Source organism: Bradyrhizobium sp. 62B, assembly GCF_030272265.2.
In the GTDB taxonomy this organism is placed as follows: domain Bacteria; phylum Pseudomonadota; class Alphaproteobacteria; order Rhizobiales; family Xanthobacteraceae; genus Bradyrhizobium.
This window is the reverse complement of record NZ_CP092841.2, coordinates 3776378-3802603: the sequence shown is the minus strand read 5'-3', so window position 1 is coordinate 3802603 and position 26226 is coordinate 3776378. Positions and strand designations below refer to the sequence as shown.

Here is a 26226-nt window from a genome sequence, read left to right as displayed (position 1 = left end):
AAGCTTGCTGGCGCCTTTGGAAGCGTGTATCGACGGGGCTCGCCGGACATTCGGGGTATAGCGCAGCCTGGTAGCGCGGCAGTTTTGGGTACTGCAGGTCGTTGGTTCGAATCCAGCTGCCCCGACCAGTCCCGTCGTTGATTTTCCTGAACTTTTCGCTGCGGCTTTGACCTGATTCTGACAGGCGGTGCTTGATGTCGCTCCGCGACATCCGTGCGAAGTTTCAAGCAATTGGGGCCGCTGGCCGGCATGGAATTGCCGGCGTCTCATCGAACCTTTGGCTGTCGCCGTAGACATATGTGTGTTGGGGATTTCAGCGCCCAATATCTAAACGGACGCCGCCAAGCGATGATATTCCGCTTGCGCGGCGTTGCGCTTTTCAGACGTCATTCCTGTGAGATCCGGCCAATCAACCCGATGCGTGCCAGCCCGCCGGAAACGGGACGAACGGCCAGACCATCTGGTTGTCGTTGGCGGCTGTCGGCGGGTCTTGCGCTGGTGTTCTCGCGATCGACGCAGGCGGCGCCGATCGCAGCGCCAGGCGCAGACGTGCACATTGCAAATTCATTGTGGTCGCCCTGACGATCTTCTCGAAAATTCAATCGCAAAATTGGACGTCAGCTCAATCAAATAACCACGCGCCCAAGACGGCACGGTCGTTCTCAAATCGTGCGCGCACTCTAGTTAAGTCGGCGCCGGCTTTCAACCGCTCGTGGCTGCATGCCACGGGAGGTAAGGTTGACCGGTTAGGTTAAGGACGAGCGGCTGTTGCGGCCGCTCCGGCGATCATTATCAGATCGGTCTGGGCTCCCGACGGGGGCTGCAAACCGTGCTCTCACAAGACCACAATTCGTCGCGGCGTTCGCATCAGTTGAGGTCTGCGCCAGTGAGTTCTGCGTCAGTGAGTTCTATGCCATGTCTTTCGACCACAATCTCCGAACCGCCGGGCCGCAGTCGAGCTGGAGCGAGATCTGGCACCTCTGGACGGTGATCGTGCCCCGCCGCTCGATCAACGGGCAGCTGGTGTACGGCAAGGTCTGGCGTCGTCACGACGGCCGCGACTGGATCTACAAGAAATTCACGGAGTTCGACGGCGAGGAAGCGGCCTGACGCGATGAGCCCGCAATGAGCCATCACCGCGCCCCGGCTTGTTGCTGAGGCCGTCCGGCCCGGGCCGAATGCCGCTCGTCCGGACTATCCCGGTGCCTGCACGCGCGGCAGCGGCAGTTTGAAATGTCGTTTGGCGTAGGCGATGATTTCGGCGTCCGAGGGATGATCGGCCGCTTCCACCGCAGCAATGCGCTTGGCGATATCGGGCGCGTTGGCGCGAATGTGGTTGGCAAGCTCCGTCTTTGCACTCGCCGGGCCGATGATGAGAATCTCCCCGGCATCGGCGAGGGCTTTGCTCACTTCAGCGTAGAACGCCTTGTCGGGCGCGGCGTGACCGCTGCCGACGGCGTTCGCTTTGTGATGAAGATGACGCGTCGCCAACTGCGGGTGCAACGTGATTTCGTCGGAGCCGCTCAGGCCGAGATGGAAGATCCTTGCTTGCGAATGGTCGATCCATACCACGGCGTGAAAATGAGAGGGCATGTGCTTTGAGCCTTGTCCGAGGGAAGGCCGCCGACATCGGTGCGGCGGCGCCTTGTCGCGACGACATTAGGCCGGTTGGCGCCACCCCCGGTTGACCCAGGTCAATCGATCCCGGTCGACGGCCGTCGAGCCGACCAAACGGCGTGCTCCGAACGGCAGCGTTCCCGGCTCAGGCCGCGGTGGCCGGCTTCGGCGGTGGCGGCTTCAGCGGCTTGTCCTGCTTCTTCGACCACGAGATGTAATAGGCCACCGTCGTCATGATCGCGATGCCGGCGACGCTGACGAAGATCTGCGCGAGCAGCGAGCCCGAGCTCATCGACAGCTCGAAATGGCCGACGAAGGACAGGAACACGCCGACGCAGAACACGGCGAGCGACTGCTGGCCGCAGACGATCAGGGGATCGAACACCTTCCATTCCAGCCCCGGCCATTCTTTCGGCACGAAGCGGATCACCAGGATCACGATCACGACGAAGTGGATGAAGCGATAGGGCGCAAGGTTGGTCTTGTCGTTCGGGTTGAAGGCCGAGAACAGCCATTCCGGGAACAGGCCGCCGAAGGCGGGGAAGCGGCCCGCCATGGTCATGACCAGCGCGAACAGGAGATAGCCGAGGCAGAGATAGAGCGTCACCGGCGCGTTGATCAGCGTCATCGAGCGCCGCGCGCCGCCCATCGCACACCAGGCGCCGAACACGAACAGCACCTGCCAGCAATACGGGTTGAAGTACCACTGGCCGGCCGGATACGCGTTCAGATTCCAGCCGAAATGACGCGCGACCAGCCACAGCACGATCGACAGCACCATCGTCACGTCGGGCTTGCGCAGCATGAACCACAGCACCGGCGGAAACAGCCCCATCAGCACGATGTAGAGCGGCAGCACGTCGAGATTGAGCGGCTTGAAACGGAGGAACAGGCCCTGGCGCAGTGTCTCGGTGGCGTTGTCGACGAGACCGGCGACGTTGAACTCGTTGATCATCTCGCTGTCGCCGAAGCGCAGCGCCAGATAGCTGATCGAGGCGATATAGATCACGAACAGGATGATGTGGGCGACGTAGAGCTGCCAGACCCGCTTGGTCAGCCGGGTGGCGCCGACGAGGAAGCCGCGGTCCAGCATCATCCGCGCGTAGACGAAGGAGGCGGTGTAGCCGGAGATGAAGACGAACAGATCGGCGGCGTCGGAAAAGCCGTAATTGCGCGTCGTGATCCAGTTCACGACGTTGTCGGGGATGTGGTCGAGGAAGATCGCCCAGTTCGCGACGCCGCGAAACAGGTCGAGCCGGAGATCGCGGCCTTTGTCGGGAAGCGTGGCGTTGATGTTCAGGAAGGCCATGCGAGGGGAGCTCTCGAGGGGGGCGGACAGGCTGAGGTCGGGGAGACGGTACCGCCGGGCGGGATCCCGGCGCGGAAGGCGGGTACGCAATTGTCACGGTGCAGCATAATGACTATACCGTCGCAGAGGCTACGGGGGCCGGAATCACCAAGCAGTTCCCAACCGGTGTCTCTATACTATCCCTGAGGTTTGCACCAACTGCCACCCTGACGCATCGAAATCGAACGAAAGACGAAAAGCGAGGCCCGGACCACCCATGACCGCACGCATTTTCAAGCCCGCCAAGAACGCGATGCAATCCGGCCGGTCCAAGACGAAGGAATGGCAGCTGGACTACGAGCCGGAGCAACCGCGCTCGGTCGAGCCGCTGATGGGCTGGACCTCGTCGGGCGACATGAAGCAGCAGATCACGCTCCGCTTCCACAGCAAGGAAGAGGCAGTCGCCTATTGCGAGCGCAAGGGCATCGCCTACCAGGTCATCGAGCCGCAGGATTCGATCCGCCGCCCGGTCGCCTACGCCGACAATTTCTCGTTCCGTCGCGGCGAGCCCTGGACGCACTAACCACCTGCATCCACGTACGCCGAATTCGTCATGCTCGGGCTTGGCCCGCCTGCGCGGCCGAAGCCGCTTCGGCGAGGCGAAGGTCGGGACAAAGGCGAGCGGAAAGCGACGCTGTCCTTCGGACGGCTATGCCCGGCCATGACGCTGAGAGGTGTGCTGCTCGAACACGGGCGCGCCATGCGCAGCTCCAGCCTCTTGGCACCAATTCCCCCGCGTGCTTCGCTGGCGGCCGTGACAAGCTCATGACGAGGGCAGGGGATGGCGGGGCGTGAGCAGCTCGACGGCGTCGATCTGAAGATCTTATCCGAGCTGCAGCAGGACGGGCGGGTGCGCAACAACGAGCTGGCGCTGCGCGTCGGCGTGTCCGCGCCGAACTGCCTGCGGCGGCTGAAATCGCTGTTCAGCCGCGGCGTGATCCGCGCGGTGCGGGCCGTCCTCGACGAGCGGCGGCTTGGCTATGAGGTGGTCTCGTTCGTCTCGATCCAGCTGGGCAGCCAGGCGCAGCCGGTGCTGGAGGCGTTCGAGAGCTCGATATCGGCGATCCCGCGCATCCAGCAGTGCTGGCGGATTTCCGGCGACACCGACTATCTTCTGAAATGTGTCGCGCCGAGCGTCGAGAGCATGCGCCAGCAGCTTCTGCATTTCGCGGCGATGCCCGACGTGAAGAACGTCCGCAGCTTCCCGGTGCTGGGTGTTGCCAAGGACGTGCCGCTGCCGTTGCAGGATGACGCGGCAGCGTCTGCGAGTTAGCAGGTCACGCTACCGGGCGACCTGCATCGCATTTGGATCAATTGCGAAGAAGTTGGAGGCGATCGTCTTCGGCCTGGCCGGGCTGCACAGGCGCGCTGGATCGGCACTATAATGCTGATCAAATCACCTAACTGAGAAATGTGATTATCACATCCCTGCAATGCGCTGAGCCGTGATTGATGGTTCCGTTGATTGGCCTACATGCGGGGAATGAGCGATCGACGCGCGTCGCATGTCGGGAGCTCTATGTGGGACTTCCTAACTAGGACAAGACAACATGACCTCGGTTTCGAAAACGTTCGCAGTTTCCGCCGCGACGCTGTTTGCGTCTGCGTTTCTGGTGCTGACGGCACCGGCTGCGAAAGCGGAAGATTATTGCATCACGAATGGCGCCCAGGCCGCTCACGGCTGCGGCTATCCGACGATGGAGGCCTGCCGCGCCGCTGCCGGCGGTATCGGTGGCGTGTGTGCGCAGAGCGGTGGCGCGAAGACCAACGACGCGCTGGCCTTCCAGCCGAAGCAGGCAAAGCATCCCAAGCTTCGGCCCGGCGCGCAGACCAACTCGAACTGATCAGGTTCGGACTGGTGGCTTCGACCTTTACGGCCTTCGGGATCGTCCCGGAGGCCGTAAACGTTTGAGGGGCAGGTCGCTGCGGCAGAGCGCCCACGCCCCCGGCATCGTGCGGAAAGGCACAATGCGCTCTTGCCGATGACCTCTCAGCGATACCGCCCGCGAAACTCGCGTGGGCTTGCGCCGGTCCAGCTGCGGAAGGCGCGGGAAAAGCTCTTCTCGTTGCGGAAGCCTGCGATCTCGGCGATCCGCTTGATCGGCGTGCGGCCGCGCATCAGCTCCTGCTTTGCCAATTCGAATTTCGCCTCCTCCTTGAGATCGCGCAGCGAGGTGGCCTCCTCGCGCAGGCGGCGATGCATGGTGCGGGTGGAGAGCGCAAGCTCGCTTGCGACATCCTCGGCGCCGAGGCTGCGACCGCGCGCATGACGGAGCACGCGGCGGACACGCTCGACCAGCAGCCGGTCGCGCCGATAGGGCAGCACGGTCAGCCTGAGCGCACCCTTGAGCATGTTGTCGAGATCGCTCGGACTGCGCGTCAGCGGCAGCGAGAGATAGTGCTTGTCGAAGACGATGCGGGCGCGGTCGGCATCGAAACGGATGTTCCGGCAGAAGATGGTCGGATAGACCGAGACATGGCCAGGCTCGGCGTGCGGGAATTCCGCGGCGCGCAGCGCGATCCTGGAGTCGACGGCCCAACAGGAGAAGCCGAGCACGTAGCGAAGCAGCGTGACCAGGCAGAATTCGCGCAACGCCCCGAGATCGCGCAGCTCCCGGATGGAGACCTCCCCGGTCTCCTCGCCGACCTCGAGGTCGAGCAGCACGTCCTCGGTGATCAGGCGATGATGCCGGCACCAGCGCTTGAGCGCGACCTCCAGCGTCGGCGCCGTGATCGAGGCGCGGCACAGCATGCCGTACGTGCCGAACGGCAGGCGCCGCGAGAACCAGCCGAGCGCTTCGTCGTCGAGCTCGCGCATGGCATGGCCCGCCAGGGCCTCGAACTGGGCTGCCGTGATCCGCCCGTCCGGAGAATTGACAAGGTCTGGCGCTACCTGACCCCGGCTGAGCGCCTCGGTCGGATCGCGGCCGTACCGTTCGTAGGCGGCAACCACGCCGCGGACGAAGGCGGCAGGGGTGACGGCGCGGCGCGGGATCGCGGTTGCGGCTTGAAAGGGCATTGGAAAATCCTCGCCAAGTTTGGCGGAAAATGCAACCTTTTCGACCGCAGAAGGGCCCTGACCCCGCTAGGTTCGGTCCCCAAAATACGGAGGAATCGTCTTGAACATCCCGAGCATCGATTTCGATCTGGGCGAAGACATCGGCATGCTGCGCGACACGCTGCGCGCGTTCGTGGAGGCGGAGATCACCCCGCGCGCCGCCGAGATCGAGAAGGCCAATCTGTTCCCGGCCGACCTGTGGAAGCGTTTCGGCGACCTCGGCCTGCTCGGAATGACCGCGCCGGAGCAATATGGCGGCTCCAGCATGGGCTATCTCGCCCATATCGTCGCGATGGAAGAGATTTCGCGCGGCTCGGCCGCGGTCGGGCTGTCCTACGGCGCCCATTCCAACCTCTGCGTCAACCAGATCCGCCGCAACGGCAACGACGCGCAGCGCCAGCGCTATCTGCCGAAGCTGATCTCCGGCGAATATGTCGGCGCGCTCGCGATGTCGGAGCCCGGCGCCGGCTCCGACGTGGTCTCGATGAAGCTGCGCGCCGACAAGCGCGGCGACCGCTACGTGCTCAACGGCTCAAAGATGTGGATCACCAATGGCGGCGACGCCGACGTGCTGGTGGTCTACGCCAAGACCGATCCGGAGGCCGGCCCGCGCGGCATGACGGCTTTCCTCGTCGAGAAGGGCTTCAAGGGCTTCACTCACGGCCAGCATCTCGACAAGCTCGGCATGCGCGGCTCCAACACCTATCCCTTGTTCTTCGACGAGTGCGAGGTGCCGGAGGAGAACGTGATGGGCAAGGTGGGCGAGGGCGTCAAGGTGCTGATGTCCGGCCTCGACTATGAGCGTGCGGTGCTGTCCGGCGGCCCCCTCGGAATCATGGCGGCCTGCATGGATGCGGTGGTGCCCTACATGCACGAACGCAAGCAGTTCGGCCAGCCGATCGGCGATTTCCAGCTGATGCAGGGCAAGCTCGCGGACATGTATGCGACCTGGCAGGCCACGCGCGCCTATGTCTATGCGGTCGGGCGCGCCTGCGACCGCGCCGACCACGCGCGAACCCTGCGCAAGGACGCGGCTGCCGCGATCCTCTATTCCGCGGAGAAGGCGACCTGGATGGCGGGCGAGGCGATCCAGGCGCTCGGCGGCGTCGGCTACACCAGCGAATTCCCCGTGGGACGTCTGTGGCGTGACGCAAAACTCTACGAGATCGGCGCCGGGACTTCGGAAGTGCGCCGCATGCTGATCGGCCGCGAACTGATGGCCGAGACGGCTTAAGACCTCCACACAATTGGGATCATCATGCCGCTTCATTCCAGCATCGATACCTCTTCATCTGACTTTGCGCGCAATGCCGAGGCCATGCGCGGCCTCGTCGCAGACTTGCGCGAAAAGCTCGCCCAAGTCGCTGGCGGCGGCGGCGAGGCTTCGCGCAACCGTCACACATCGCGTGGCAAGATGCTGGCGCGTCAGCGCGTCGACCTGCTGGTCGATCCCGGCACTGCGTTCATGGAGCTGTCGCCGCTCGCGGCCTACGGGCTCTACGGCGGCGACGTGCATTCGGCGAGCGTCGTGACGGGGGTGGGGCGCATCGCGGGGCGCGAATGCGTCATCGTCGCCAATGATGCCACCATCAAGGGCGGCACCTATTACCCCATGACGGTGAAGAAGCATCTGCGCGCCCAGGACATCGCGCGGCAGAACAACCTTCCATGCGTCTACATGGTGGATTCCGGGGGCGCCTTCCTGCCGCTGCAGGACGAGATCTTTCCGGACGAGCGGCATTTCGGCCGCATCTTCTACAATCAGGCGCAAATGTCCTCAGCTGGCATTCCCCAGGTCGCGATCGTGATGGGCTCCTGCACCGCCGGCGGCGCCTATGTTCCCGCGATGTCGGACGAGAGCATCATCGTACGCAACCAGGGCACCATCTTCCTCGGCGGCCCGCCGCTGGTGAAGGCCGCGACCGGCGAGGTCGTCAGCGCCGAGGAGCTCGGAGGCGCCGACGTGCATTCGCGGCAATCGGGCGTCACTGACCATTACGCCCAGAACGATGCCCACGCGATCGGTATCGCCCGGCGCATCGTAGGGACGCTGAAGCCATCCGCGCGGCCGAACCTCAACATGCACAAGCCGCGCGATCCGCTTTTTGCCGCGGAGGAGATCTATGGCGTGGTGCCGGTCGACGGCCGCAAGCCGTTCGACGTCCGCGACATCATCGCGCGTGTCGTCGACGGTTCCGAGTTCGACGAGTTCAAGAAGCTCTACGGCACGACGTTGGTGTGTGGCTTCGCCCATATCTGGGGCTATCCGGTCGGCATCATCGCCAACAACGGTATCCTGTTCAGCGAGAGCTCGCTGAAGGGCGCGCATTTCATCGAGCTGTGCTGCCAGCGCGGCATTCCCCTGGTGTTCCTGCAGAACATCACGGGCTTCATGGTCGGCAAGAAATACGAGGCCGGCGGCATCGCCCGCGACGGTGCCAAGCTGGTGACGGCGGTTGCGACCGCCTCGGTGCCGAAATTCACCGTCGTGATCGGCGGCTCCTACGGCGCCGGCAATTACGGCATGTGCGGCCGCGCCTACTCGCCGCGCTTCCTGTGGATGTGGCCGAACGCGCGCATCTCGGTGATGGGCGGCGAACAAGCCTCGATGGTGCTGAGCCAGGTTCGCCGCGACAATATCGAGGCCAAGGGCGATAGCTGGTCGAAGGACGAGGAAGAGACATTCCGCAAGCCCATCCGAGACCAGTATGAGAGCCAGGGGCATCCGTATTACGCCACTGCGCGGCTGTGGGACGACGGCGTGATCGATCCCGCCGACACGCGCCTCGTGCTCGGCCTTGGCCTCTCGGCGGCGTCGAATGCGCCGATCGAGCCGACGAAATTCGGCCTGTTCAGGATGTGATGCGATGGACCGCTCAAAGCTCTACCGGCGTTTTCGCACGCTCCTGATCGCCAACCGCGGCGAGATCGCCTGCCGTGTCATCCGCACCGCCCGCGCCATGGGCCTGCGCACGGTCGCGGTCTATTCCGAGGCCGACCGCGATGCGATGCATGTCGCGCTCGCGGACGAGGCCGTGCTGCTCGGGCCCGCGCGCGCTCGCGACAGCTATCTCAATATCGAGCGGCTGATTGAGGCGGCGCGCAAGACCGGCGCCGAAGCCGTGCATCCCGGCTATGGTTTCCTGTCGGAGAATGCCGAGTTCGCACAGGCCTGCTACGAATCCGGCCTCGTCTTCGTCGGCCCGACCGCCGAGATGATGAATGCGATGGGCTCGAAATCGGGCTCCAAGGCGCTGATGGAGAAGGCCGGCGTGCCGCTGGTGCCCGGCTATCACGGCGAGGCCCAGGACGATGCGACGCTGGCGAAGGCGGCCGAGAAGGTCGGATTCCCCATCCTGGTGAAGGCGTCCGCCGGCGGCGGTGGCCGCGGCATGCGCATCGTGCGTTCGGCAGACGAACTCGGGCCCGCAATCGTCAGCGCCAAGCGCGAGGCAAAGGCCGCGTTTGGCGACGACCGCATGCTGATCGAAAAATATGTCGACAATCCCCGGCATATCGAAGTGCAGGTGATCGGCGACAGCCACGGCAATCTCTTGTCGCTGTTCGAGCGCGAATGCACCTTGCAGCGCCGGCACCAGAAGGTGATCGAGGAGGCGCCTTCGCCGACGCTCAACGCCGCCCAGCGCGAGACCGTCTGCGCCGCCGCGCGAAAGGCGGCAGGCGCGGTGAACTATGTCGGCGCCGGCACGATCGAGTTCGTCTCCGACGGCAAGGACGTCTTCTTCATCGAGATGAACACGCGCCTGCAGGTCGAGCATCCCGTGACCGAGCTGATCACGGGGATCGACCTCGTCGAATGGCAATTGCGCGTCGCCTTCGGCGAGGCGCTACCGCTCAAGCAGGACGAGATCAAGCTCAACGGCCATGCCGTCGAGGCACGCGTCTACGCGGAAAATCCGACCAAGAATTTCATGCCGTCGGTCGGCCGGATTTCGACCTGGCGGCTGCCGGAGGAAACCGGCGGCCTGCGCATCGATGCCGGCTATCGCGAGGGCGACAGCGTCTCTCCGTATTACGACGCGATGCTCGCCAAGATGATCGCATGGGCGCCGACGCGCGATGTCGCGATCGAGCGGCTGAACAGGGGGCTGGAAGAGTCCGACGTTCGCGGCATCGTCACCAACATCCCGTTCCTGTCGGCGCTGATGACGCACCCGAAGGTGCGGACCAATGCGATCGACACCGGCTTCATCGAGCGCGAGCTCGCCGTTCTGACGTCTGCGTCGCCGGCGCCCGGAGAACTCGAGCTGTGCGCCGCGGTGGCCGCTGTGATCAACGACGAGCGACAGGCGGCGCAGGCGGAGGCGCATTCGCCCTGGCAAACATTCGGCTGGCAGCCGGTCGGCCGTCGCCAGCGCAGTTTTGCCTTTCGTGTCGGCCATGGCCAGGAGCAGAAGATCATCCTGAACTACGGCAGCGGGCCGTCGACGCTGGTGATCGGGGAGCGCGAGCTGGCGTTCACGATTGCCGCGAAGGATGGCGGCTTCGATCTGACACTCGATGGCGTGAAATCGTCCGTCGCGGCCGTGATCGACGGCCATGAGCTGTATCTGCGCACGCGCAACGGCCGCTTCGACCTGCATTGGGTCGATCCGTTCGGGGGCGAGAGCGAGGAGCACACCGGCGAGGACAAGATTGCGGCGCCGCTGCCGGGGACCGTTGTCGCCGTGCTGGCCGAGGAGGGGGCGACGCTCGAAAAGGGGGCACCGATCCTCACCCTCGAGGTGATGAAGATGGAGCAGACGCTGCGCGCGCCCTATGCCGGCGTGCTGAAGTCCGTCAAGTGCAAGGTCGGCGACATCGTGCAGGAGGGCATCGAGCTTGCCGTGGTCGAGCCTGCGGGAGAGTGACATGAGCGACCAGGTCCGCATCGTCGAAATGGGGCCGCGCGACGGGCTTCAGAACGAAAAGGTTCCGGTCAGCGTCGAAGCCCGCATCGCCTTCATCGAGGTCCTGGTCGCGGCTGGCCTCGATACGGTCGAGGTCGGCGCCTTCGTCTCGCCCAAGGCGATCCCGCAAATGGCAAGCTCGGATTCCGTGCTGCGCGGTATCGCCCACGTGACGGGCGCTGAATTCCACGTGCTGGTCCCGAACGAGAAGGGCTACGATGCCGCGCGCGCCGCGGGCGCGAAAGTGGTCTCGGTGTTCGCGGCGGCCTCCGAAGGCTTTTCGCGGGCCAACATCAATTGCACCGTCGCCGAATCCATCGAGCGCTTCAAGCCGGTGCTGGCGCGCGCCAGGGCCGACGGCATACCGGTGCGCGGCTATATCTCCTGCGTGCTGGGCTGCCCGTTCGACGGGGAGATCAAGCCGAAGGCCGTCGCCGATCTCGCGCGCACGCTGTTCGACCTCGGCTGCTACGAGATCTCGCTCGGCGACACCATCGGCGTCGGCACGCCAGCCAAGGCGAAGGAGATGCTGCGCGCGGTTGCCGCCAACGTTCCCCCCGCAAAGCTGGCAATGCATTTCCACGACACTTACGGCCAGGCCCTCGCCAATCTCTATGCCGGGATGGAGGAGGGCGTCCGCGTCATCGATGCCGCGGCCGGCGGTCTCGGCGGCTGTCCCTACGCGCCGGGCGCGACCGGCAACGTCGCGACCGAGGACGTCGTCTACATGCTCGAAGGCATGGGCATCAGGACCGGCGTCGACATGGACAAGCTGCTGGCGGCGACGAACGCGATGGCCGGTGTGCTGGGCAAGCCGCCGGTGAGCCGCGTGGCGTCGGCACTGAATGCGAAGAAGAAGCGGGCGGCTTCCTAGGTCGCCGTCATTGCGGGCGTAGGTGCCGTGGGTGGGCAAAGGCGCATAGCGCCGTGCCCACCATCTTTTCATGATGGAGCCGGGTGGTGGGCACGCTTCCGCCTTCGCTCTTCGAGCTACGGCGGACAAGTCGCTTTGCCCACCCTAGGAGGCCTGCCCTCACGCCGCCTTCAGGCCGACATCCGGCAGGCGCGGCCGGTTCTTCAGCGCCTTGGCCATCATGGCTTCGACCTCGGCCTTCTCGTGCGGCAGCAGCGCGAGGCGGGGCGGGCGGGTCAGCGCGGTGCCGCGGCCCATGATGTGCTCGCACAGCTTGATGCACTGGACGAGGTCGGGGCGCGCGTCGAGATGCAAGAGCGGCATGAACCATTCGTAGAGCGGCATGGCCTCGGCGAAGCGGCCGGCCTTGGCAAGGCGAAACAGCGTCTCGCCCTCACGCGGAAACGCATTCGACATGCCGGAGACCCAGCCCACGGCGCCCATGGCGACGCTCTCGACGATGACGTCGTCGAGGCCGGCGAACAACACGAAGCGGTCGCCGACCATGTTGCGGGTGTCGATGAAGCGCCGCGTGTCGCCGGAGGAGTCCTTGAAGCAGACGACCGTTTCGACGTCCGCCAGCGAGGCCAGGATGTCGGGGGTGACATCGTTCTTGTAGATCGGCGGATTGTTGTAGAGCATCACCGGCAGGTCGGTTGCGCTCGCGACGGCGCGGAAATGCGCGGCGGTCTCGTGCGGCTTGGAGGAGTAGACCAGCGCCGGCATCACCATGACGCCGTCGATGCCGACGCGCGCGGCTTCCTTGGCGGTCTCGACCGCGAAGGCCGTGGTGAATTCGGCAATGCCGCAAAGCACGGGCACGCGGCCGGCCGCGACCGATTTGGCGGTCTCCATGATCGCGACCTTCTCCTTGCGCTCGAGCGAGGTGTTCTCGCCGACCGAGCCGCAGACGATCAGGCCGGAGACGCCGTCGCGGATCAACCCGTCCATCACCTTGGCAGTTGCATCGATATTGAGCGACAGGTCGTCGTTGAATTGGGTCGTAACGGCCGGGAAGACGCCTTCCCAGGAAACGTGGCGGCTCATGAGTTCACTCCAAGTGTATTGCCGACGGGGGGCTGGGGCCGCCGGTCGTGGCGAAATAGGGATGACGGATGGTTCAGAGCGTCGCGCCGACCTTGCGCAGCTCGGCGAGGACGGGGGCCTTGGGCAGCCAGAGCTTGTCGAACTCGGCGATCACGGCCTCGGTGTCGCCGGCCGGGACCTGGCGGATCGGGATCGGGGCGTTCTTGAAGTTCTCGATCAGCGTTGGCTCGTTGCCGGCCAGCTCGTCGATCTGCGCGTCCAGCGTCGACTTCACCAGCTTGGTGATCAGCTCGCGATCGGCTGGCGGCAGCGACTGCCAGACCCGGCCGGAGACGACGGCCGCCATCGGCATGAAGACGGCGTTCATCTGCAGAATGACCTTGGAGACTTTGTCGAAGCGCTGGTTCCAGGAGAATTCGAGATCGGCCTCGAGGCCGTCGACCTGGCCGTTGGCCATGGCGTCGAACACCTGCGGCGTCGGGATCGGGGTGGGCGCCGCCCCCAGCGAGGAATAGAAATCGCGATAGACCGGCGTCGGATTGATGCGCAGCTTCATGCCCTTGATGTCGGCGAGCGAATTCAGGTCCCTGGACGAGAACACCGCGCGCATGCCGGTGATACCCCAGCCGAGCCCGATCGTACCGGTCTCCTGCGGCAGCACCTCGAACAGTTTGACCGCCGCCGGATGCCGCACGAATTTCGCGACCGCCGGCGTCGAGCGCACGATGTAGGGCGCGTTGATCGCAGCGATATGCGGCACGCGCGAGCCGAGCTCGGCGGCCTGGATGAAGCCCATGTCGAGCGCGCCGGACTGCAATTGCTGCATCATCGCAGTCTCGTTGCCGAGCTGGCCGGAGTGAAACACGGTCAAGGTCAGGCGACCATTGGAGGCGGCCTTGAGCTCGTCGCCGAACTTGAGCGCGGCCTTGTTCCAGGAGTGACCGTTGGGCGTGATCAGTCCCAGGCGGAATTCCTTGGCCTGGGCCAGCGCCAGCGACGGTGCGAACACCGATGCGGCGGCACTGGCGGCGAGAAAGCGGCCGCGTGACAACGGCATGGTCGGACTTCCTTTTGAACGAGCCTATTTGACGAGGATCAGCGAGAGCGAGGGGTAGAGCGAGAGCAGCACCAGGAGGACGCAGGAGATGATGAAGAACGGCAGCGTCACCATGAACATCTTGCCGGGCTTGGCGCCGGTGACGGCGGCCGCGACGAAGAAGCAGAGCCCGACCGGCGGCGACAGCAAGCCGAGCACCAGGTTGATCACCACCACCACGCCAAAATGCCTGGGATCGATGTGATAGACCTCGGTCGCAACGGGCAGCAGGATCGGCACCGTCATGATCAGGCCGGGGATGCCGTCGATCACCGTGCCGATCACCAGCAGGATGACGTTGCAGATCAGCATGAAGCTGACGGGGTCTTTCGCTGCCGTCTGGATCCAGGCGGCGGTCTCCTGCGGCACCTTGCCGAAGATCAGGACCCAGGAGAACACGGCCGCGGCCGCGACCAGAAACAGCACGATGGCCGAATAGATCGCGCTGCGCAGCATCATCTGCGGCAGCTGGGAGAACTCGAATTCCTTGGTCCAGAACTTTCCGACCAGCGCCGCGGCAACCGCGCCGACGGCGGCGGATTCGGTCGCGTTGGCGAGGCCGCCAAGAATGGTGCCGACGATGACGATCGGGATCAGCAGCGTCGGTGACGTCCGCAGGATCGTCATGACGCGCTGGCGCGGCGTCTGATAATCCGCGCGCGGATAGTTGTAGATGTAGCCCATCAGCGCGATGACGAGGCAGAACATCACGGTAAGGATGACGCCCGGCACGATGCCGGCGATCAGCATGTCGCTGACCGAGACCTGCGCCAGCACGCTATAGACCACGAACATCACCGATGGCGGGATGATCGGGCCGAGCATGCCGCCATAGGCGGTGAGGCCGGCCGCGAAGGTCTTGTCATAGCCCTTCTTCTCCATCTCCGGCACCATGATCTGCGCCATGATCGCGACCTGCGCTGTCGCCGATCCCAGGATGGAGGAGATGAACATGTTGGCGAGGATGTTGACGTAGGCGAGCCCGCCCTTGAGCGAGCCGACGAACGCCATCGCCATGTCGACGATGCGCCTTGTGATGCCGCCGCCGTTCATGATCTCGCCGATCAGGATGAAGAGCGGAATGGCGATCAGGCCATAGCTGTCGACGCCGCCGAACAGCTGCAGCGGGTAGGACTGGAACAGCACCGGATTGCCAGACGCCGCGATGTAGACGAGGCCGGCGAGGCAGAGGCAAAGGCCGATCGGCACGCCGACCAGCATGAATGCCATGAAGGCCGCTGACGTGACCATCAATTGACCCCGTCGAGCTCGGAGAGCTGAAAACCGCTCAGCTTCGTGCGCGGCACCAATCCAAGGTCTTCCAGCAGATTGGCGAGGCCGTGGATGGTCATGGACACTGCGAAGATCGGGAGCGTCAGGTACATCACCCAGGTCGGCCAGTTCAGCGTCTGGGTGCGCTCGGTGTAGAGGAAGTTGAAGGTCTCACCTGCCAGCTTGCGCCCGTCGAAGCCGACGCGGGCAAGGCCGACCGGGTCCATCCAGAGCACGCAGGTGACGATCAAAGCGAGGCCGAACACGACGACGAGGCCGGTCGAGATCACCTTGGCGAGCTTCTGGTGCTGCGGCGAAAGCCGCTCCGTCAACATGGTCACCGCGAAATCGAGCCGCAGCCGGGTCATCGCGGATGCCCCGATGAAGGTCAGCCAGACCACGCAATAGACAGCTGATTCGTCGATCCAGTAGATCGGGAAATGCGAGTAGCGGGTGACGACGTTCACCAGGATCAGGCCGGTGAGCAGATACATCAGGCCCATCAGCGCCAGCCGCTCGAAGGCGAGGAGGGCGCTCGACAGCCGGACGACCGTACGTCGGACGCTGAGCGCGCGCGTGGCCGGCATCGTCTGCTCGATCATGAAGGCCCCAACCCCCGAAAGATTTGTCGTGCGATTACCAAATGTATAATTTATACATGTTGGGAGTCAAACGGAGATTGCGGTCATTTCGGCGTCACCCCGCGCTTTTGCTGGGCACCTCGTTTTTGTGGCCTGCTTGGCTTTTGCCGGGCACCCCGCCATGCAAGACAGGGACCGCGTCGACTGAGCGAGTCGGAAAAAGGACAACAGAAGGTCAGATGAAGCAGCCTCTGAAGCATCGCACCCTGTCGGCCGCGATCGTCGACCAGCTCAGGCAGGCGATCCTCGACGGCACCTATCCGGCGGGATCGCAGCTGCGCCAGGACGCGCTCGGCGAGGCCTATGGCGTCAGCCGCATTCCGGTCCGCGAAGCGCTGTTCCAGCTCGAGGCCGAAGGCCTGGTGCGGATCGTGCCGCAGAAGGGCGCCATCGTCTCGGAACTGTCGCTGGACGAGATCAACGACGTGTTCGATCTCCGCTGCATTCTGGAGCCGCGCCTGCTGGCGCAGTCGGCGCCGCATTTCTCCGCCGACGATTTCGACGCGCTCGACGACATCCACAGGCAGTTTGAGAAGGCGATCAAGGCCAAGAATGTCAGCGATTGGGGCCAGCTCAACGCCGACTTCCACATGGCGCTCTACGTCCACGCCCCGCAGCCGCGGACCCGCGCGATCGTGCTGTCGCTGCTCCAGACCAGCGACCGCTATACCCGCCTCCAGCTCTCCAACACCAAGGCGATGGGCACTGCCGAGAAAGAGCACGCCGAGCTGATCGCGCTCTGCCGCGCCGGAAAGGTCGACGACGCCTGCCGCTTCCTGGAGCGGCACATCGAGGCCGTGCGCAAGGATCTGTTGCAGGTTGTGGCGAACGCGCCGAAGGGGCGGCGGAAGGAGAAATCGTAAGGTGGGTTAAATTAGCGAAGCGTATCCCACCACTGTTCATCTCTCAGGAGAGAGAAGAGGTGGGTACGCCCAGCGACTGCGCTTCGCGCAGCCGCCGGTCTAACCCACCCTACGGCAGTTGTGGTCGCCGCTACCTGCTCCCGTCCGGCCCCATCACGAGATCCGGCAGCCCGGTTGAGATCCCCGGGAAGATGCACAGCAGCAGCACCGCGAGCATCATCAGCAGCACGAAGGGCAGGGTGCCCCAGATCACCTCGCGCAGGGGAATGTCGGGCGCCACGTTGCGGATGACGAAGATGTTGAGGCCGACGGGGGGATGGATCAGGCCCATCTCCATCACGATGGTCATGACCACGCCGAACCAGATGATGTCGAAATTGGCGGCGCGTAAGGGGGGCAGGATGATCGGCGCGGTCATCAGGATGATCGAGACCGGCGGCAGGAAGAAGCCGAGTACGACCACCATGACGAGGATCGCGAACAGCAGCTCCCAGCGCGGCAGGTGCATGGCAACGATGGATTCGGCGACCGATTGCGAGATGTGCAGATAGCTCATCACGTAGGAATAGAGCAGCGACATGCCGATGATCATCATCAGCATGGTCGATTCCCGGATCGTCGATTTCATGATGGGCGCAAGGTCGCTCGGCCGCCACACGCTGTAGATCGCCGCGATCAGCGCGAGTGCGAGGAGGCCGCCGAGGCCGGCGGTTTCCGACGGCGTGGCGTAGCCGCCATAGAGCGCGATCATGACGCCGGTGAGCAGCAGCACGAAGGGGATCACGCGCGGCAGCACGCTGAAACGTTCGGCCAGCGTGTACTCGTCGCGGGCGAGGATCGGAGCCTCCGGGCCGCCGTTCTTGTAGATCGCTTCGGCCGCCGCATATTCGCGGCGGAAGCGGTACACCGCATAGAAGCCGAACAGCGAGACCAGCAGCAGGCCGGGGCCGATGCCGGCGAGGAACAGCCGCCCGAGCGACTTTTCGGCGGCGACCGCGAACAGGATCATGGTGATCGAGGGCGGCAGCAGGATGCCGAGCGTACCGCCGGCGGCGATGATGCCGGCCGCAAAGCCGCCGGAATAGCCGCGCTTGCGCATCTCGGGGATGCCGGCCGAGCCGATCGCCGAACAGGTGGCGGGCGAGGAGCCCGCCATCGCCGCGAACAGCGCGCAGGCGAACACGTTGGCAACGCCGAGACCGCCGGGCACACGGTGCAGCCAGGCATGCAGTGCCGAATAGAGATCCTGGCCGGCACGCGACTTGCCGATCGCGGCGCCCTTCAGGATGAAGAGCGGGATCGACAACAGCGTGATCGAAGCCATTTCCTCGTAGACGTTCTGCGTCACCGTATCGAGAGAGGCCGAGGGCATGTAGATGCCCATGAACACGACCGCGACGGCGCCGAGCGCGAACGCGATCGGCATGCCTGAAAACATCACCAGCAGCGTCGCAACGCCGTAGGCAACGCCGATACCGAACACGCTCATGAACGCCTGGCTCCGGTGAAGGGCAGCGCAAGCTGCACGAGGATTTGGATGCAGAGCAGGCTCATGCCGAATGCCATCAGCGAATAGGGGATGGCGAGCGGCGGCGACCACATCGAGTTCGAGACCTGACCGTCGACATAGGCTTCATGGGCCAGTGTCCAGGACTTCCAGGTGAAGAAGGCGCAAAACAGGAAAGTGGCGAGGTCGACCAGCCAGAGCCGGACCTTGTTCGCCAGCGGCGACAACAAGCCGACGAAGGCCTCGATGCCGATATGGCCGCGGTTCTGCTGCACGTACGCCGCCGTCATGAAGGTCGCGCCGACCAGCAGGAACACCGCAGCCTCGTCCTGCCAATAATTGGCGGCCTTGAACAGCGCGCGGCTGAGCACGCTGTAACTCAGAATGGCGCAGGCCGCGACCAATGCGACCGCGGCGAACACGACGATGATGCTGTTGAGGATGGCAAGACCGCGATCGATTGTCGCCGCAGGGCCGGTCCCTGCGGCAACGGTTGTGCGGACGTCACGATCCGGAAGCGGACCGTGGCTCATGCGGCGACGTCGGTGGCGAGCTTGAGCAGGTTGGCCGCGGTCGTGGTCTTGGCGCTGTAGTCCTTCCAGGCGGTGTCGCGGGCGATGTCGCGCCACTTGCCGACGGTCGCGGCATCGAGCGCCGAGACCTTGGCGCCGGCCTTCTCGTAGACCTTGGCGACCTCGACGTCGTCATCCTGCGCACCCTTGCGGCCGAAGGCTTCGAGCTCGGTGCCGACCGTGAGCAGGATGTCCTGGTGGTTCTTCGGCAGCTTGTCGAAGATGGCCTTCGAGATCATCAGCGGCTCGAGCATGAACCAGTAGGAGGCACCGGCCCCTGACGTCAGCGACTTCGCGACCTCTTCGAGGCGGAACGAGATCAGGCTGGTCGAGGAGGTGATCCCGGCATCGCAGGCGCCGGTCTGCATCGCCGCGTAGATTTCGTTCGAAGGCACCGACAGCACCGAGGCGCCGGCAGTCTGGAGCACCATGTCCATTTCGCGCGAGCCGCCGCGCACCTTCAGGCCCTTGGCATCTTCCGGTGCGACGATCGGCTTGGAGCGGCTGGCGACACCGCCGGCCTGCCAGACCCAGGTGAGCAGGATGATGCCCTTGTCGGCGAGGAAGTCGGTCAGCGCCTTGCCGACCGGCTCCTTCTTCCAGCGCATGCCCTGGTCGTAGGTGGTGACGAGGCCGGGCATCAGGCCGATATTGGTTTCCGGCAATTCGCCGCCGGCGTAGGGCATCGGATAGAGCGAGATGTCGAGCGCGCCCTTACGCATCGCCGAGAACTGCGCGTTGGTCTTGATCAGCGAGGAGTTCGGATAGATCTCGGCCGCGATGTCGCCATTGCTGCGCTTACTGACTTCAGCGGCGAACATGCGGCAGAGGCGGTCGCGGAAGTCGCCCTTGTCGATGGTGCCGCCCGGGAACTGGTGCGAGATCTTCAGCGTGGTTGCGGCCTGCGCGGTCCCGGTGCCGAGGCGGATAATGGCCGGTGCGGCGACGGCGGTCGCGATCAGATGGCGGCGCGTGATCATGGTGTGATCCCCTTGAACGTTTCTTTGAACGATTCTTGTTGGCGTGATTGGGCGGGTCATGTGTGACCGGTGCGTAGGCCCATCCTAGCCGGTCTTTCACCCGATATTCTCTCATCTGATAGTTCGAGACCGAATGCCGCGGCAAGTGTCGGCTGTGCTGCGCTGCACACTTCCGGTCCCCGCGACAGGCTCCGGGCTCCTTCGAACGGCGGATCGCAGGCCGGCTCGCTAAAATTTAGCGACGGCGGCGTAACAACGCAGACGGTCCATCCGTCGAGTTTGATTAGCGGCGTCCGTCGCTGACCAACACCATCTCGAAGGGAAGATAATCCATGACCATTCGCACCCGCATCGTGCTCGGCGTCTCGGCTGCCGCTCTCTCGCTTGGCCTTGCGCTGTCGCCGGCCGCTTTCGCCCAGGACAAGATGGGCAAGGATGACGGCATGATGAAAAAGGACACGATGTCCAAGGACGGCATGATGAAGAAGGACACCATGTCAAAGGACGACGGCATGAAGAAGGATCACATGTCCAAGGACGGCATGAAAAAGGACGACGGGATGATGAAGAAGAACTGATCTTCACCCGCTCGCGATCGAGGCGTACGGCAAAACGAACACGTGCTCGAATGTTTGGGGCGGTCAGCTGGACCGCCCCAAATCATCGTTTGCTTCAACTTGTATTGAAGGTGACCAGCGAAGGTCACTTGTCACATTACTTGCGCTTGGCCTTGCGGGCTGCGTAACGCGCGTCGCGCTTGGCCTTCTGCTCGGCTTCGAGGGCCGCGGCCTTCTCGGCAGCTTCCTCGGCTTCGCGGGCGATCCGCGCGGCTTCGGCGGCCTTTGCCTCTTCCTCCTGGCGCTTCTGCTCGGCCTTTTCAGCCTCGCGCGCGGCCTTTGCCTCGGCACGCTTGGCCGCGAGGGCCTCGCGTTCGGCACGCTTCGCCGCAACCGCGGGATCATCAGGCCCCGGTTGGGATTTGAATTTGTTCAAAAGGTTTTTGCGGGCTTCCTGCGCCGCCTTTTGCCGGTCTGTGAAGCCGGGTTCCCTGAATCCACTCATCGACGAGCCTTGTCTTCCTCGCTTTCGATCCTACATCACTGCCTGTTGGTACGTCGGCTGGGCATAGCAGGCGCCGCGCGACACAGAAGCGTGTACATCGCTGCGCGTCGCGAAGCCACCCATAATCGCAGCCGATCAGGTCAACGAAATCGCCATCCCCGACGATCTCTCGTAGCCCGGAAAAACTGCCGAATTGTGATGTCCCTCATAATGGGACACGAGGGCGACGCCTAGCGTCCGCCCGATACGGAGCACGGGTATGACGATCTCAAGATTAACCCTCCGGGCATTCGCAATTGCCTTCGCCCTGGTCGCCGTGGCCGGTGCGATGCTGCTGCTCGCGCGTCCGCAGCCTATCGAGAGCGCCGTCCTGGGGGCCGGCTGGGAGTGCACCCAGACCGCGTTCGTGCTCACGACCTGCGCACCGCGGGGCGAGCAGGCGACCCCGGCGGTCGAAACCTCCCGCAAGGATGCGATCCGGGCGACCCGGGGCTGACCCCGAAGCTGGACCGAAGCGGTCGATCGGCATGTGACGGGACGTCGCAGAGGTGATAAGCTGGCGTGCCCGCGCGATCAGGTAGCCATGCCCACCTCCAAGCCCGAACCGGGCGAGAAGCCGAAATCCCGCCCGAAGCCTCCATCCGGCGACAACCGCCGCGGCGCCATCGCCGGTCTGATCATTGCGATCGTGATCCTCGGGATCGGCTGGTGGCTTGTCCGAGACCTCACCGCGGCCAGCAAGATGCAGGACTGCCTGATGTCCGGGCGCCGCAACTGCAACGTGATCGAGCCGGCCCGCTAGAAGCGCTCCAGCGTGATTCCTTGCAGCCCGGTGGGGCCAAAAATTGCCGTGATCTTAATCATTTGTAACGGGACTTCGCTGATCAAAGCAGGTCAGCTATGTCAGCCGGCATCAAGCCCAGCGCGGTCCGAATCGTCTATCGCGCCAGGCACCACGGCAACTGCGAGAGCAATCGAAAGAGCAGGGGGCAAGCACGCATGAGTGCGTCCAACCACATGAAGATCGTCATTCCCTTGGTTTCGGCCATGTCGTTGCTCGCGCTGCCGGCGCAGGCCCAGGACGCGAGGCCCTCGAGGGAAATCGGCCAGCCTCCGGCAGGCCCGAGCGCAGGGGCGCCGTCTCCGAACAATCAGAATATGCGCAGGAGCCCGCCGCAGCAGGCTGCCCGGCCCGCGCCGCAGCCGGAAAGCCGGCCTCAATCCAGTCCCGGTCCGCATAATGCGGGCGGCCCGCCGCCCGGACGTAACTACGCCAGGGGCCCCGCGCCGACGCGCGACTGGGGCGGGCATGCCTATCGCGGCAACCGCGCCTGGGATGGCGGGCGCTGGCGCCACGAGGTTCACAACGGCCGCTCCGGCTGGTGGTGGGACGTTGGTGGCGTGTGGTATTATTATCCGCAGCGCATGGCTGGCCCGCCCGCCTACATCTCGGAGGAGTACTACGACGACGTGCCGGTGGCCTATGCTCCGCCGCCTCCTGCGGTCACCTATGCGCCGCCACCCCCGCCGCCACCGGCGGATCCCGGCGCGAGCGCGCTTGGCGGCGCCATCGTCGGCGGTGTGCTGGGCGGACTGATCTCGGGCAATGCAACAGGGGCTGCAGCCGGCGCGGTTCTCGGTGGTGCTACCGGCGCGATCACGGGCGCCGCGGCCGCATCGCAGCCCGGCTACTACTGGGCGCAGGGCAATTGCTACTACCGTTACCCGGACGGACAGTACGTGCCGGCCGATCCGCGGGCCTGTCGGTAAGGCACGGGTCGCATCCTGATTTGCGAGAGGCGGGCAAAGCCCGCCTCTTTTATTTTTGCATGATCAGGCCGTTGTCTGGATGCCTGTGTCGGCGCGACGTTCGGCGGCGCACAATAACTGCCTCAAAATAGCACTGGCTCCGTTCGACGCTTCACGCGATTCTCAAAAGAAAAAGAAACGGCGGGAATCGATTCGCGGGGACGTGGACATGCTGGATGCAATTCAGATCAGCCTGGCGCTTTGGGCTATGATCGTGTGTGGCGGGGTCAAGCTAGGGCAGGTGCTGCACTGCCTATTCTAGATCGCGATCTCGGCCGCGATCCCTCTCATGAAAGAGGCCTGCTCGCGAAAGAGCCTTGTTCGTGAAAACGACGTGTCGCCTCGCGTCAGGACACGAGCCAGTTGAAGAACGCGATCAGGCCCCAGACCAGGCCGGAGATCCAGGCCAGCATCACGATGCCGATGGTCCCGAGATAGGCGAGGCCGAGCAGGTCGCCCCTTTGTCGCGGCGTCGGAACGTTGGCTGAGGTTGCTGCTTCTTGTGTCATGACGGAAAACACCATTGATGCCTTCGCGCTCTCCTGGAAGCGTCGACACATTGTTTAGCCGAACTGCCACGCCAAGACTGTGACACCGTTCACAGATCGTCGGAATGAAGCCCAGCTCACGGCTTCGTAATCAGCGCAAGCATGCCACGAGGTGAGGGTGCCCGGGCACTCGCCCGTCCGGAAGAGGGGACGTTACCCCGCAATCATACGGACGAAATTGCCATGCGCTTGTCCAGATGGCCGGCTAGGCTCGGCCTCATGTGTACCAAGTACGACCCAAAGCAGGAGGCCGAGGCCGCGATGAAGCGGGCGGCGGCATCGGAAGGTGCCGACCGGCAACGCCTGATCCAGCTCGCTTTGGCCTGGCACGAGCTCGCGCGCGAGCGGCGCGAGGAGCGGGCGGACTGAAGTATTCTCGAATTTGGCGGTGACGGAGCGGCCGGTCACTTCTTGATCCGCATGAGAAAGCCCCGTGCTCGGGGGACAAGCACGGGGCCCTTCAAAGCCGATCGGGGCTGGCAGATCGGCACCACCTGATTTCATGCCGTCAACGCGCTCGTCCTGATCTCGTTCCGCGCGACTTTTACATTTTATTCGACCGAGGTTCGATGCGCGTGGCGCTGCACGGCCTGCTTGGCTTCGGTTCGAATAGGAACGTCCCTTCCTTGTGGACGTTGGCCGGCTATGACCGACCTCGAGTTACGCGCTCAGTCTTTCGAGATTGCCTGGAAATATCTCGACCGATCCGGCCTGCTCACGGGTGAGCACCGGGAGGCAGCCCAATTCATCCTGAACAGGATCGACCGCATGATGCTGCGAGGAGAGCGGCGCAGGCTGCTGCTGTCGAATGCCGCGATCGACGCGTACCGCTTGCGGCCGCACCTCGTGACGCTGGATGCTTGAACAAGTTGGTTGAATGAAACGCGGCATTAAGACATGCGTCGCGCTGGTTTTTTTCGGTTGCGATTCGTGCTTTGGGAACGAAGCGGAGTCGGATCGTGAACAAACAAAAAGCCCCCGAAGGGGCTTAAGTCTCAGGCGGCTTCCGACTTCGGGACTGCGTCGGCATTCACTGAAAGCTTGACGACATCGCCTTCGACGGCACCGACATATTTCGTGTCGATATAGTGGTGATGGTCCTTGTGACCTTCCGGGCTGTCCTTCCGCGTCAGCTTGATCCGGTTGCCCTCGACGCGGTCGACGGTGCCGACATGTGCGCCGTCCTTGCCGATGATTTTCATATGCTCTCTGATGTCAGCCATGTGGTTCTCCCTGAGTTTAGGTCTCAACTGCGGACGTCGGCGTTCGTTGCAGCGCGCGCGTTGGACCCGTGAGGCTTTCCGCACGTTGAAATGCGATCGGATCAATCAAGACGCGCATGGAGACCATTCAGGCCTATCTCGAACGGAAGCATGAGGAACTCAGGCTGTTGAACGGCTGCCTGAGACATCGGCTCGATTTGGCGCGTCCGCGATCGGTCGACGATGTCGTCACGTCCAAATTCCAGCTTACGGCGGCGCTGAGGGCGGAGCACGAGCTGCACGAATGGAAAGCGACGGAGACGGCCTGGTCGCATACGGCCGCTCCCGCGAGCGGGCCATTCGAGTTCACTTACGATTATCAGCGGGCCGATCTGACCGTGCGCGGTCCGTCATTCTACGAGCTCGACTGCGGCTCTGCGAGCACGGCGATCTATACTGCCTCGGGCATGGCCGCGATCTCCGCCGTGCTGCTGGCCTCCGCGCAAATCGTCGCGAAGGCCGATATCCTGGTGCTTCCGGGCTCGTACGGTGAAACGCAGGAGCTGATCCGGGGCCTTGTTCCTCACTTGCGACTCCGGGCTTTGGATCTGCCGCTACGCGATGCGCTTGCTCCGGCGGATTCGCCGCGGATTCTTCTCCTGGACTCCTGCTCCGTCGCTGGCGCGCTTGAAGCGGTGCTACGCTGTGACGGCTCCGGCGTCGATCTTCTGATCTTCGATACGACCTGCTTCGCCGGCCGGTCGGGCCGGATCCGGCGCGTCCTGAGCTGGGCTCGGCGATACGGAATTCCGCTGGTGCTGGTGCGCAGCCACAACAAGCTCGATTCGCTCGGGGCGGAATATGGCCGGCTCGGCTCGGCGGTCTTCGTGCAAGACAATGAGCGCGAGCCGCGAACGAAATTCCCCTGGCCCCGTCTTTCGGCCGAAACGCGGAACGCGGTGCGCCTGCTCGGCGGTGCGGCGTTGCCGGCGCACTTTCCGCCCTTTGTGGGCAGCGCGGCTTATCTGGCCCTCACGAAGCGGCGCGTCGCCGCGATCTTGCGCAACGGCCGACACATGGTCCGCCATTTTGCTGCTAATATCCCGGCGCTCGCGGCCGAACTGCATTTCGCCCACGGTCTCTATGTCACCCTCCGGGGCAGCCGCCCCCTCGATGAGCCGAGCGCGCGGCAGGCCGCCGAGGACATGAGCAACGATCTTCGCGCAGAAGGCTTCCCGATCCGCCACGCCGGCAGCTTCGGCTTCGACTTCGCCGCGACCGAGTGGTTTCACGACGCGACCACGGACCGCTACAGCGTTCGGGTGGCAGTCTCGGATTTGCCGACGGAATTGTGGGGCGATCTTACCGCGGCCATTGCGCGGTGGTGGCAGGCTCGTCAGTCAACGGGTGATGCAGGATGAATTTCGCCGATAGCCCCGTGCAGGGGCGCCTCGATCAGTCGATCGCCAGGCAATGCTCCACGGCCGGCTTTTGGGGGCTATCGTAGCTTGCGCGGCTGGGTCGTGCCCACTCCTGAACGGCGAAGGCCAGGTGATGCTGGCCCATCGCAGCGCCGACGATCGATGCCTGAGCCACCTTGATGGGCCTTGTGACCACGCTGGTATTCACGACGCCTGCGTCGATTGCCAGATACGACATCGCGACGATCGCCACCGCCGATGCGATCGCCATTCTCGTCCATTCCGTTGGAAGCATCGGAGTCCTTAACCGGGCGCAACTCGCCCGGCGCATACATAGGCCTGATCGGCGACGTTCAAAGG

Annotated in this window: 30 protein-coding genes and 1 tRNA gene; 17 read left to right on the top strand and 14 right to left on the bottom strand. The window is 64.2% G+C overall.

What is annotated here, in order from left to right; all coding sequences use genetic code 11:
• The first annotated feature begins 51 nt into the window (after positions 1-51).
• Positions 52-128: transfer RNA gene (locus ML401_RS17805), tRNA-Pro, on the top strand.
• Between the two features lie 787 nt (positions 129-915).
• The gene (locus ML401_RS17800) at positions 916-1110 is read left to right on the top strand and encodes a hypothetical protein (RefSeq protein ID WP_194402177.1); all 195 of its coding nucleotides are present in this window, start codon (positions 916-918) and stop codon (positions 1108-1110) included.
• 84 nt (positions 1111-1194) lie between these two features.
• Here ML401_RS17800 and ML401_RS17795 read toward each other — a convergent pair whose 3' ends face one another.
• Together ML401_RS17795 and ML401_RS17790 are read right to left on the bottom strand one after the other, a co-directional pair.
• A complete protein-coding gene (locus ML401_RS17795) occupies positions 1195-1572 on the bottom strand; it encodes a translational machinery protein (protein ID WP_285812594.1) in 378 nt (125 codons plus the stop codon).
• Between the two features lie 190 nt (positions 1573-1762).
• The gene (locus ML401_RS17790) at positions 1763-2926 is read right to left on the bottom strand and encodes an OpgC domain-containing protein (protein ID WP_259210401.1); all 1164 of its coding nucleotides are present in this window, start codon (positions 2924-2926) and stop codon (positions 1763-1765) included.
• A 256-nt stretch (positions 2927-3182) separates the two neighbouring features.
• On the opposite strand from ML401_RS17790, the gene ML401_RS17785 reads away from it, so the two are divergent.
• The 3 genes from ML401_RS17785 to ML401_RS17775 all read left to right on the top strand — a co-directional run bounded on the left by ML401_RS17785 (position 3183) and on the right by ML401_RS17775 (position 4809).
• A complete protein-coding gene (locus tag ML401_RS17785; protein ID WP_014495449.1) occupies positions 3183-3488 on the top strand; it encodes an ETC complex I subunit in 306 nt (101 codons plus the stop codon).
• 258 nt (positions 3489-3746) lie between these two features.
• On the top strand, positions 3747-4238 hold the full coding sequence (locus ML401_RS17780; RefSeq protein WP_194402174.1) for an Lrp/AsnC family transcriptional regulator: 492 nt from the start codon (positions 3747-3749) through the stop codon (positions 4236-4238).
• 277 nt (positions 4239-4515) lie between these two features.
• Complete coding sequence (locus ML401_RS17775) at positions 4516-4809, top strand: DUF3551 domain-containing protein (RefSeq protein WP_211417129.1); 294 nt, start codon at positions 4516-4518, stop codon at positions 4807-4809.
• Positions 4810-4955: 146 nt separating this feature from the next.
• Here ML401_RS17775 and ML401_RS17770 read toward each other — a convergent pair whose 3' ends face one another.
• Complete coding sequence (locus ML401_RS17770; protein WP_285812593.1) at positions 4956-5984, bottom strand: AraC family transcriptional regulator; 1029 nt, start codon at positions 5982-5984, stop codon at positions 4956-4958.
• A gap of 100 nt (positions 5985-6084) precedes the next feature.
• On the opposite strand from ML401_RS17770, the gene ML401_RS17765 reads away from it, so the two are divergent.
• From ML401_RS17765 to ML401_RS17750, 4 genes are read left to right on the top strand one after another with little or no spacing between them, the layout of a single operon-like run.
• Complete coding sequence (locus tag ML401_RS17765; protein ID WP_174719194.1) at positions 6085-7257, top strand: isovaleryl-CoA dehydrogenase; 1173 nt, start codon at positions 6085-6087, stop codon at positions 7255-7257.
• Between the two features lie 24 nt (positions 7258-7281).
• Positions 7282-8886 (top strand): carboxyl transferase domain-containing protein, encoded by a 1605-nt coding sequence (locus tag ML401_RS17760; protein WP_285812592.1) that lies wholly within the window; start codon positions 7282-7284, stop codon positions 8884-8886.
• Between the two features lie 4 nt (positions 8887-8890).
• Positions 8891-10894, top strand: coding sequence for an acetyl/propionyl/methylcrotonyl-CoA carboxylase subunit alpha (locus ML401_RS17755; RefSeq protein WP_285812591.1), 2004 nt, complete (start codon positions 8891-8893; stop codon positions 10892-10894).
• 1 nt (position 10895) lies between these two features.
• Entirely contained in the window at positions 10896-11807 is a 912-nt protein-coding gene (locus ML401_RS17750) for a hydroxymethylglutaryl-CoA lyase (RefSeq protein ID WP_285812590.1), read from the top strand.
• Between the two features lie 159 nt (positions 11808-11966).
• Here ML401_RS17750 and ML401_RS17745 read toward each other — a convergent pair whose 3' ends face one another.
• The 4 genes from ML401_RS17745 to ML401_RS17730 form a co-directional block, all read right to left on the bottom strand.
• Complete coding sequence (locus ML401_RS17745) at positions 11967-12893, bottom strand: dihydrodipicolinate synthase family protein (RefSeq protein ID WP_211417124.1); 927 nt, start codon at positions 12891-12893, stop codon at positions 11967-11969.
• Positions 12894-12966: 73 nt separating this feature from the next.
• Positions 12967-13950 (bottom strand): TRAP transporter substrate-binding protein, encoded by a 984-nt coding sequence (locus tag ML401_RS17740; RefSeq protein ID WP_285812589.1) that lies wholly within the window; start codon positions 13948-13950, stop codon positions 12967-12969.
• Positions 13951-13974: 24 nt separating this feature from the next.
• Entirely contained in the window at positions 13975-15240 is a 1266-nt protein-coding gene (locus ML401_RS17735; protein ID WP_285812588.1) for a TRAP transporter large permease, read from the bottom strand.
• The gene (locus tag ML401_RS17730; RefSeq protein ID WP_285812697.1) at positions 15240-15848 is read right to left on the bottom strand and encodes a TRAP transporter small permease; all 609 of its coding nucleotides are present in this window, start codon (positions 15846-15848) and stop codon (positions 15240-15242) included. The genes ML401_RS17735 and ML401_RS17730 overlap by 1 nt, the downstream gene beginning before the upstream one ends.
• Positions 15849-16081: 233 nt before the next feature.
• Here ML401_RS17730 and ML401_RS17725 point away from each other — a divergent pair, with 233 nt between their 5' ends.
• Positions 16082-16765: a GntR family transcriptional regulator gene (locus ML401_RS17725; RefSeq protein ID WP_285812587.1), complete on the top strand. Its 684-nt coding sequence runs from the start codon at positions 16082-16084 to the stop codon at positions 16763-16765.
• A gap of 130 nt (positions 16766-16895) precedes the next feature.
• Here ML401_RS17725 and ML401_RS17720 read toward each other — a convergent pair whose 3' ends face one another.
• Genes ML401_RS17720 through dctP form a run of 3 tightly spaced genes read right to left on the bottom strand, consistent with a single transcriptional unit; the run spans position 16896 to position 19824 of the window.
• Positions 16896-18254 carry a TRAP transporter large permease gene (locus ML401_RS17720; RefSeq protein ID WP_194402163.1) on the bottom strand — a complete coding sequence of 453 codons (1359 nt, stop codon included), beginning with the start codon at positions 18252-18254 and terminating at the stop codon, positions 16896-16898.
• Positions 18251-18805: a TRAP transporter small permease gene (locus tag ML401_RS17715; protein ID WP_194402162.1), complete on the bottom strand. Its 555-nt coding sequence runs from the start codon at positions 18803-18805 to the stop codon at positions 18251-18253. The genes ML401_RS17720 and ML401_RS17715 overlap by 4 nt, the downstream gene beginning before the upstream one ends.
• Entirely contained in the window at positions 18802-19824 is a 1023-nt protein-coding gene (gene dctP / locus ML401_RS17710) for a TRAP transporter substrate-binding protein DctP (protein WP_285812586.1), read from the bottom strand. The genes ML401_RS17715 and dctP overlap by 4 nt, the downstream gene beginning before the upstream one ends.
• Positions 19825-20156: 332 nt before the next feature.
• On the opposite strand from dctP, the gene ML401_RS17705 reads away from it, so the two are divergent.
• Positions 20157-20402: a pentapeptide MXKDX repeat protein gene (locus tag ML401_RS17705; protein WP_097662615.1), complete on the top strand. Its 246-nt coding sequence runs from the start codon at positions 20157-20159 to the stop codon at positions 20400-20402.
• A gap of 136 nt (positions 20403-20538) precedes the next feature.
• Here ML401_RS17705 and ML401_RS17700 read toward each other — a convergent pair whose 3' ends face one another.
• Positions 20539-20886, bottom strand: a complete 348-nt coding sequence (locus ML401_RS17700) for a DUF6481 family protein (protein WP_194402157.1) — start codon at positions 20884-20886, stop codon at positions 20539-20541.
• Between the two features lie 259 nt (positions 20887-21145).
• On the opposite strand from ML401_RS17700, the gene ML401_RS17695 reads away from it, so the two are divergent.
• From ML401_RS17695 to ML401_RS17685, 3 genes are all read left to right on the top strand, one after another.
• Positions 21146-21382, top strand: a complete 237-nt coding sequence (locus ML401_RS17695; RefSeq protein ID WP_194402156.1) for a hypothetical protein — start codon at positions 21146-21148, stop codon at positions 21380-21382.
• 87 nt (positions 21383-21469) lie between these two features.
• Positions 21470-21688: a DUF2273 domain-containing protein gene (locus tag ML401_RS17690; protein WP_212066480.1), complete on the top strand. Its 219-nt coding sequence runs from the start codon at positions 21470-21472 to the stop codon at positions 21686-21688.
• Between the two features lie 197 nt (positions 21689-21885).
• Entirely contained in the window at positions 21886-22656 is a 771-nt protein-coding gene (locus ML401_RS17685; protein WP_259210380.1) for a hypothetical protein, read from the top strand.
• A 386-nt stretch (positions 22657-23042) separates the two neighbouring features.
• Here ML401_RS17685 and ML401_RS17680 read toward each other — a convergent pair whose 3' ends face one another.
• On the bottom strand, positions 23043-23204 hold the full coding sequence (locus ML401_RS17680; RefSeq protein ID WP_211417116.1) for a hypothetical protein: 162 nt from the start codon (positions 23202-23204) through the stop codon (positions 23043-23045).
• Between the two features lie 222 nt (positions 23205-23426).
• Between ML401_RS17680 and ML401_RS17675 the strand changes: the two genes are divergently transcribed.
• Together ML401_RS17675 and ML401_RS17670 are read left to right on the top strand one after the other, a co-directional pair.
• Positions 23427-23612, top strand: coding sequence for a hypothetical protein (locus tag ML401_RS17675; RefSeq protein WP_376717279.1), 186 nt, complete (start codon positions 23427-23429; stop codon positions 23610-23612).
• Between the two features lie 276 nt (positions 23613-23888).
• On the top strand, positions 23889-24107 hold the full coding sequence (locus ML401_RS17670) for a hypothetical protein (protein WP_285812584.1): 219 nt from the start codon (positions 23889-23891) through the stop codon (positions 24105-24107).
• Positions 24108-24238: 131 nt separating this feature from the next.
• On the opposite strand, the gene ML401_RS17665 is transcribed toward ML401_RS17670, so the two are convergent.
• On the bottom strand, positions 24239-24466 hold the full coding sequence (locus ML401_RS17665) for a DUF2171 domain-containing protein (RefSeq protein WP_028136547.1): 228 nt from the start codon (positions 24464-24466) through the stop codon (positions 24239-24241).
• Between the two features lie 116 nt (positions 24467-24582).
• On the opposite strand from ML401_RS17665, the gene ML401_RS17660 reads away from it, so the two are divergent.
• On the top strand, positions 24583-25866 hold the full coding sequence (locus tag ML401_RS17660) for a hypothetical protein (RefSeq protein ID WP_285812583.1): 1284 nt from the start codon (positions 24583-24585) through the stop codon (positions 25864-25866).
• 34 nt (positions 25867-25900) lie between these two features.
• Here the strand turns inward: ML401_RS17660 and ML401_RS17655 are convergent, their stop codons facing one another.
• The gene (locus ML401_RS17655; protein WP_285812582.1) at positions 25901-26137 is read right to left on the bottom strand and encodes a hypothetical protein; all 237 of its coding nucleotides are present in this window, start codon (positions 26135-26137) and stop codon (positions 25901-25903) included.
• Positions 26138-26226 lie beyond the last annotated feature (89 nt).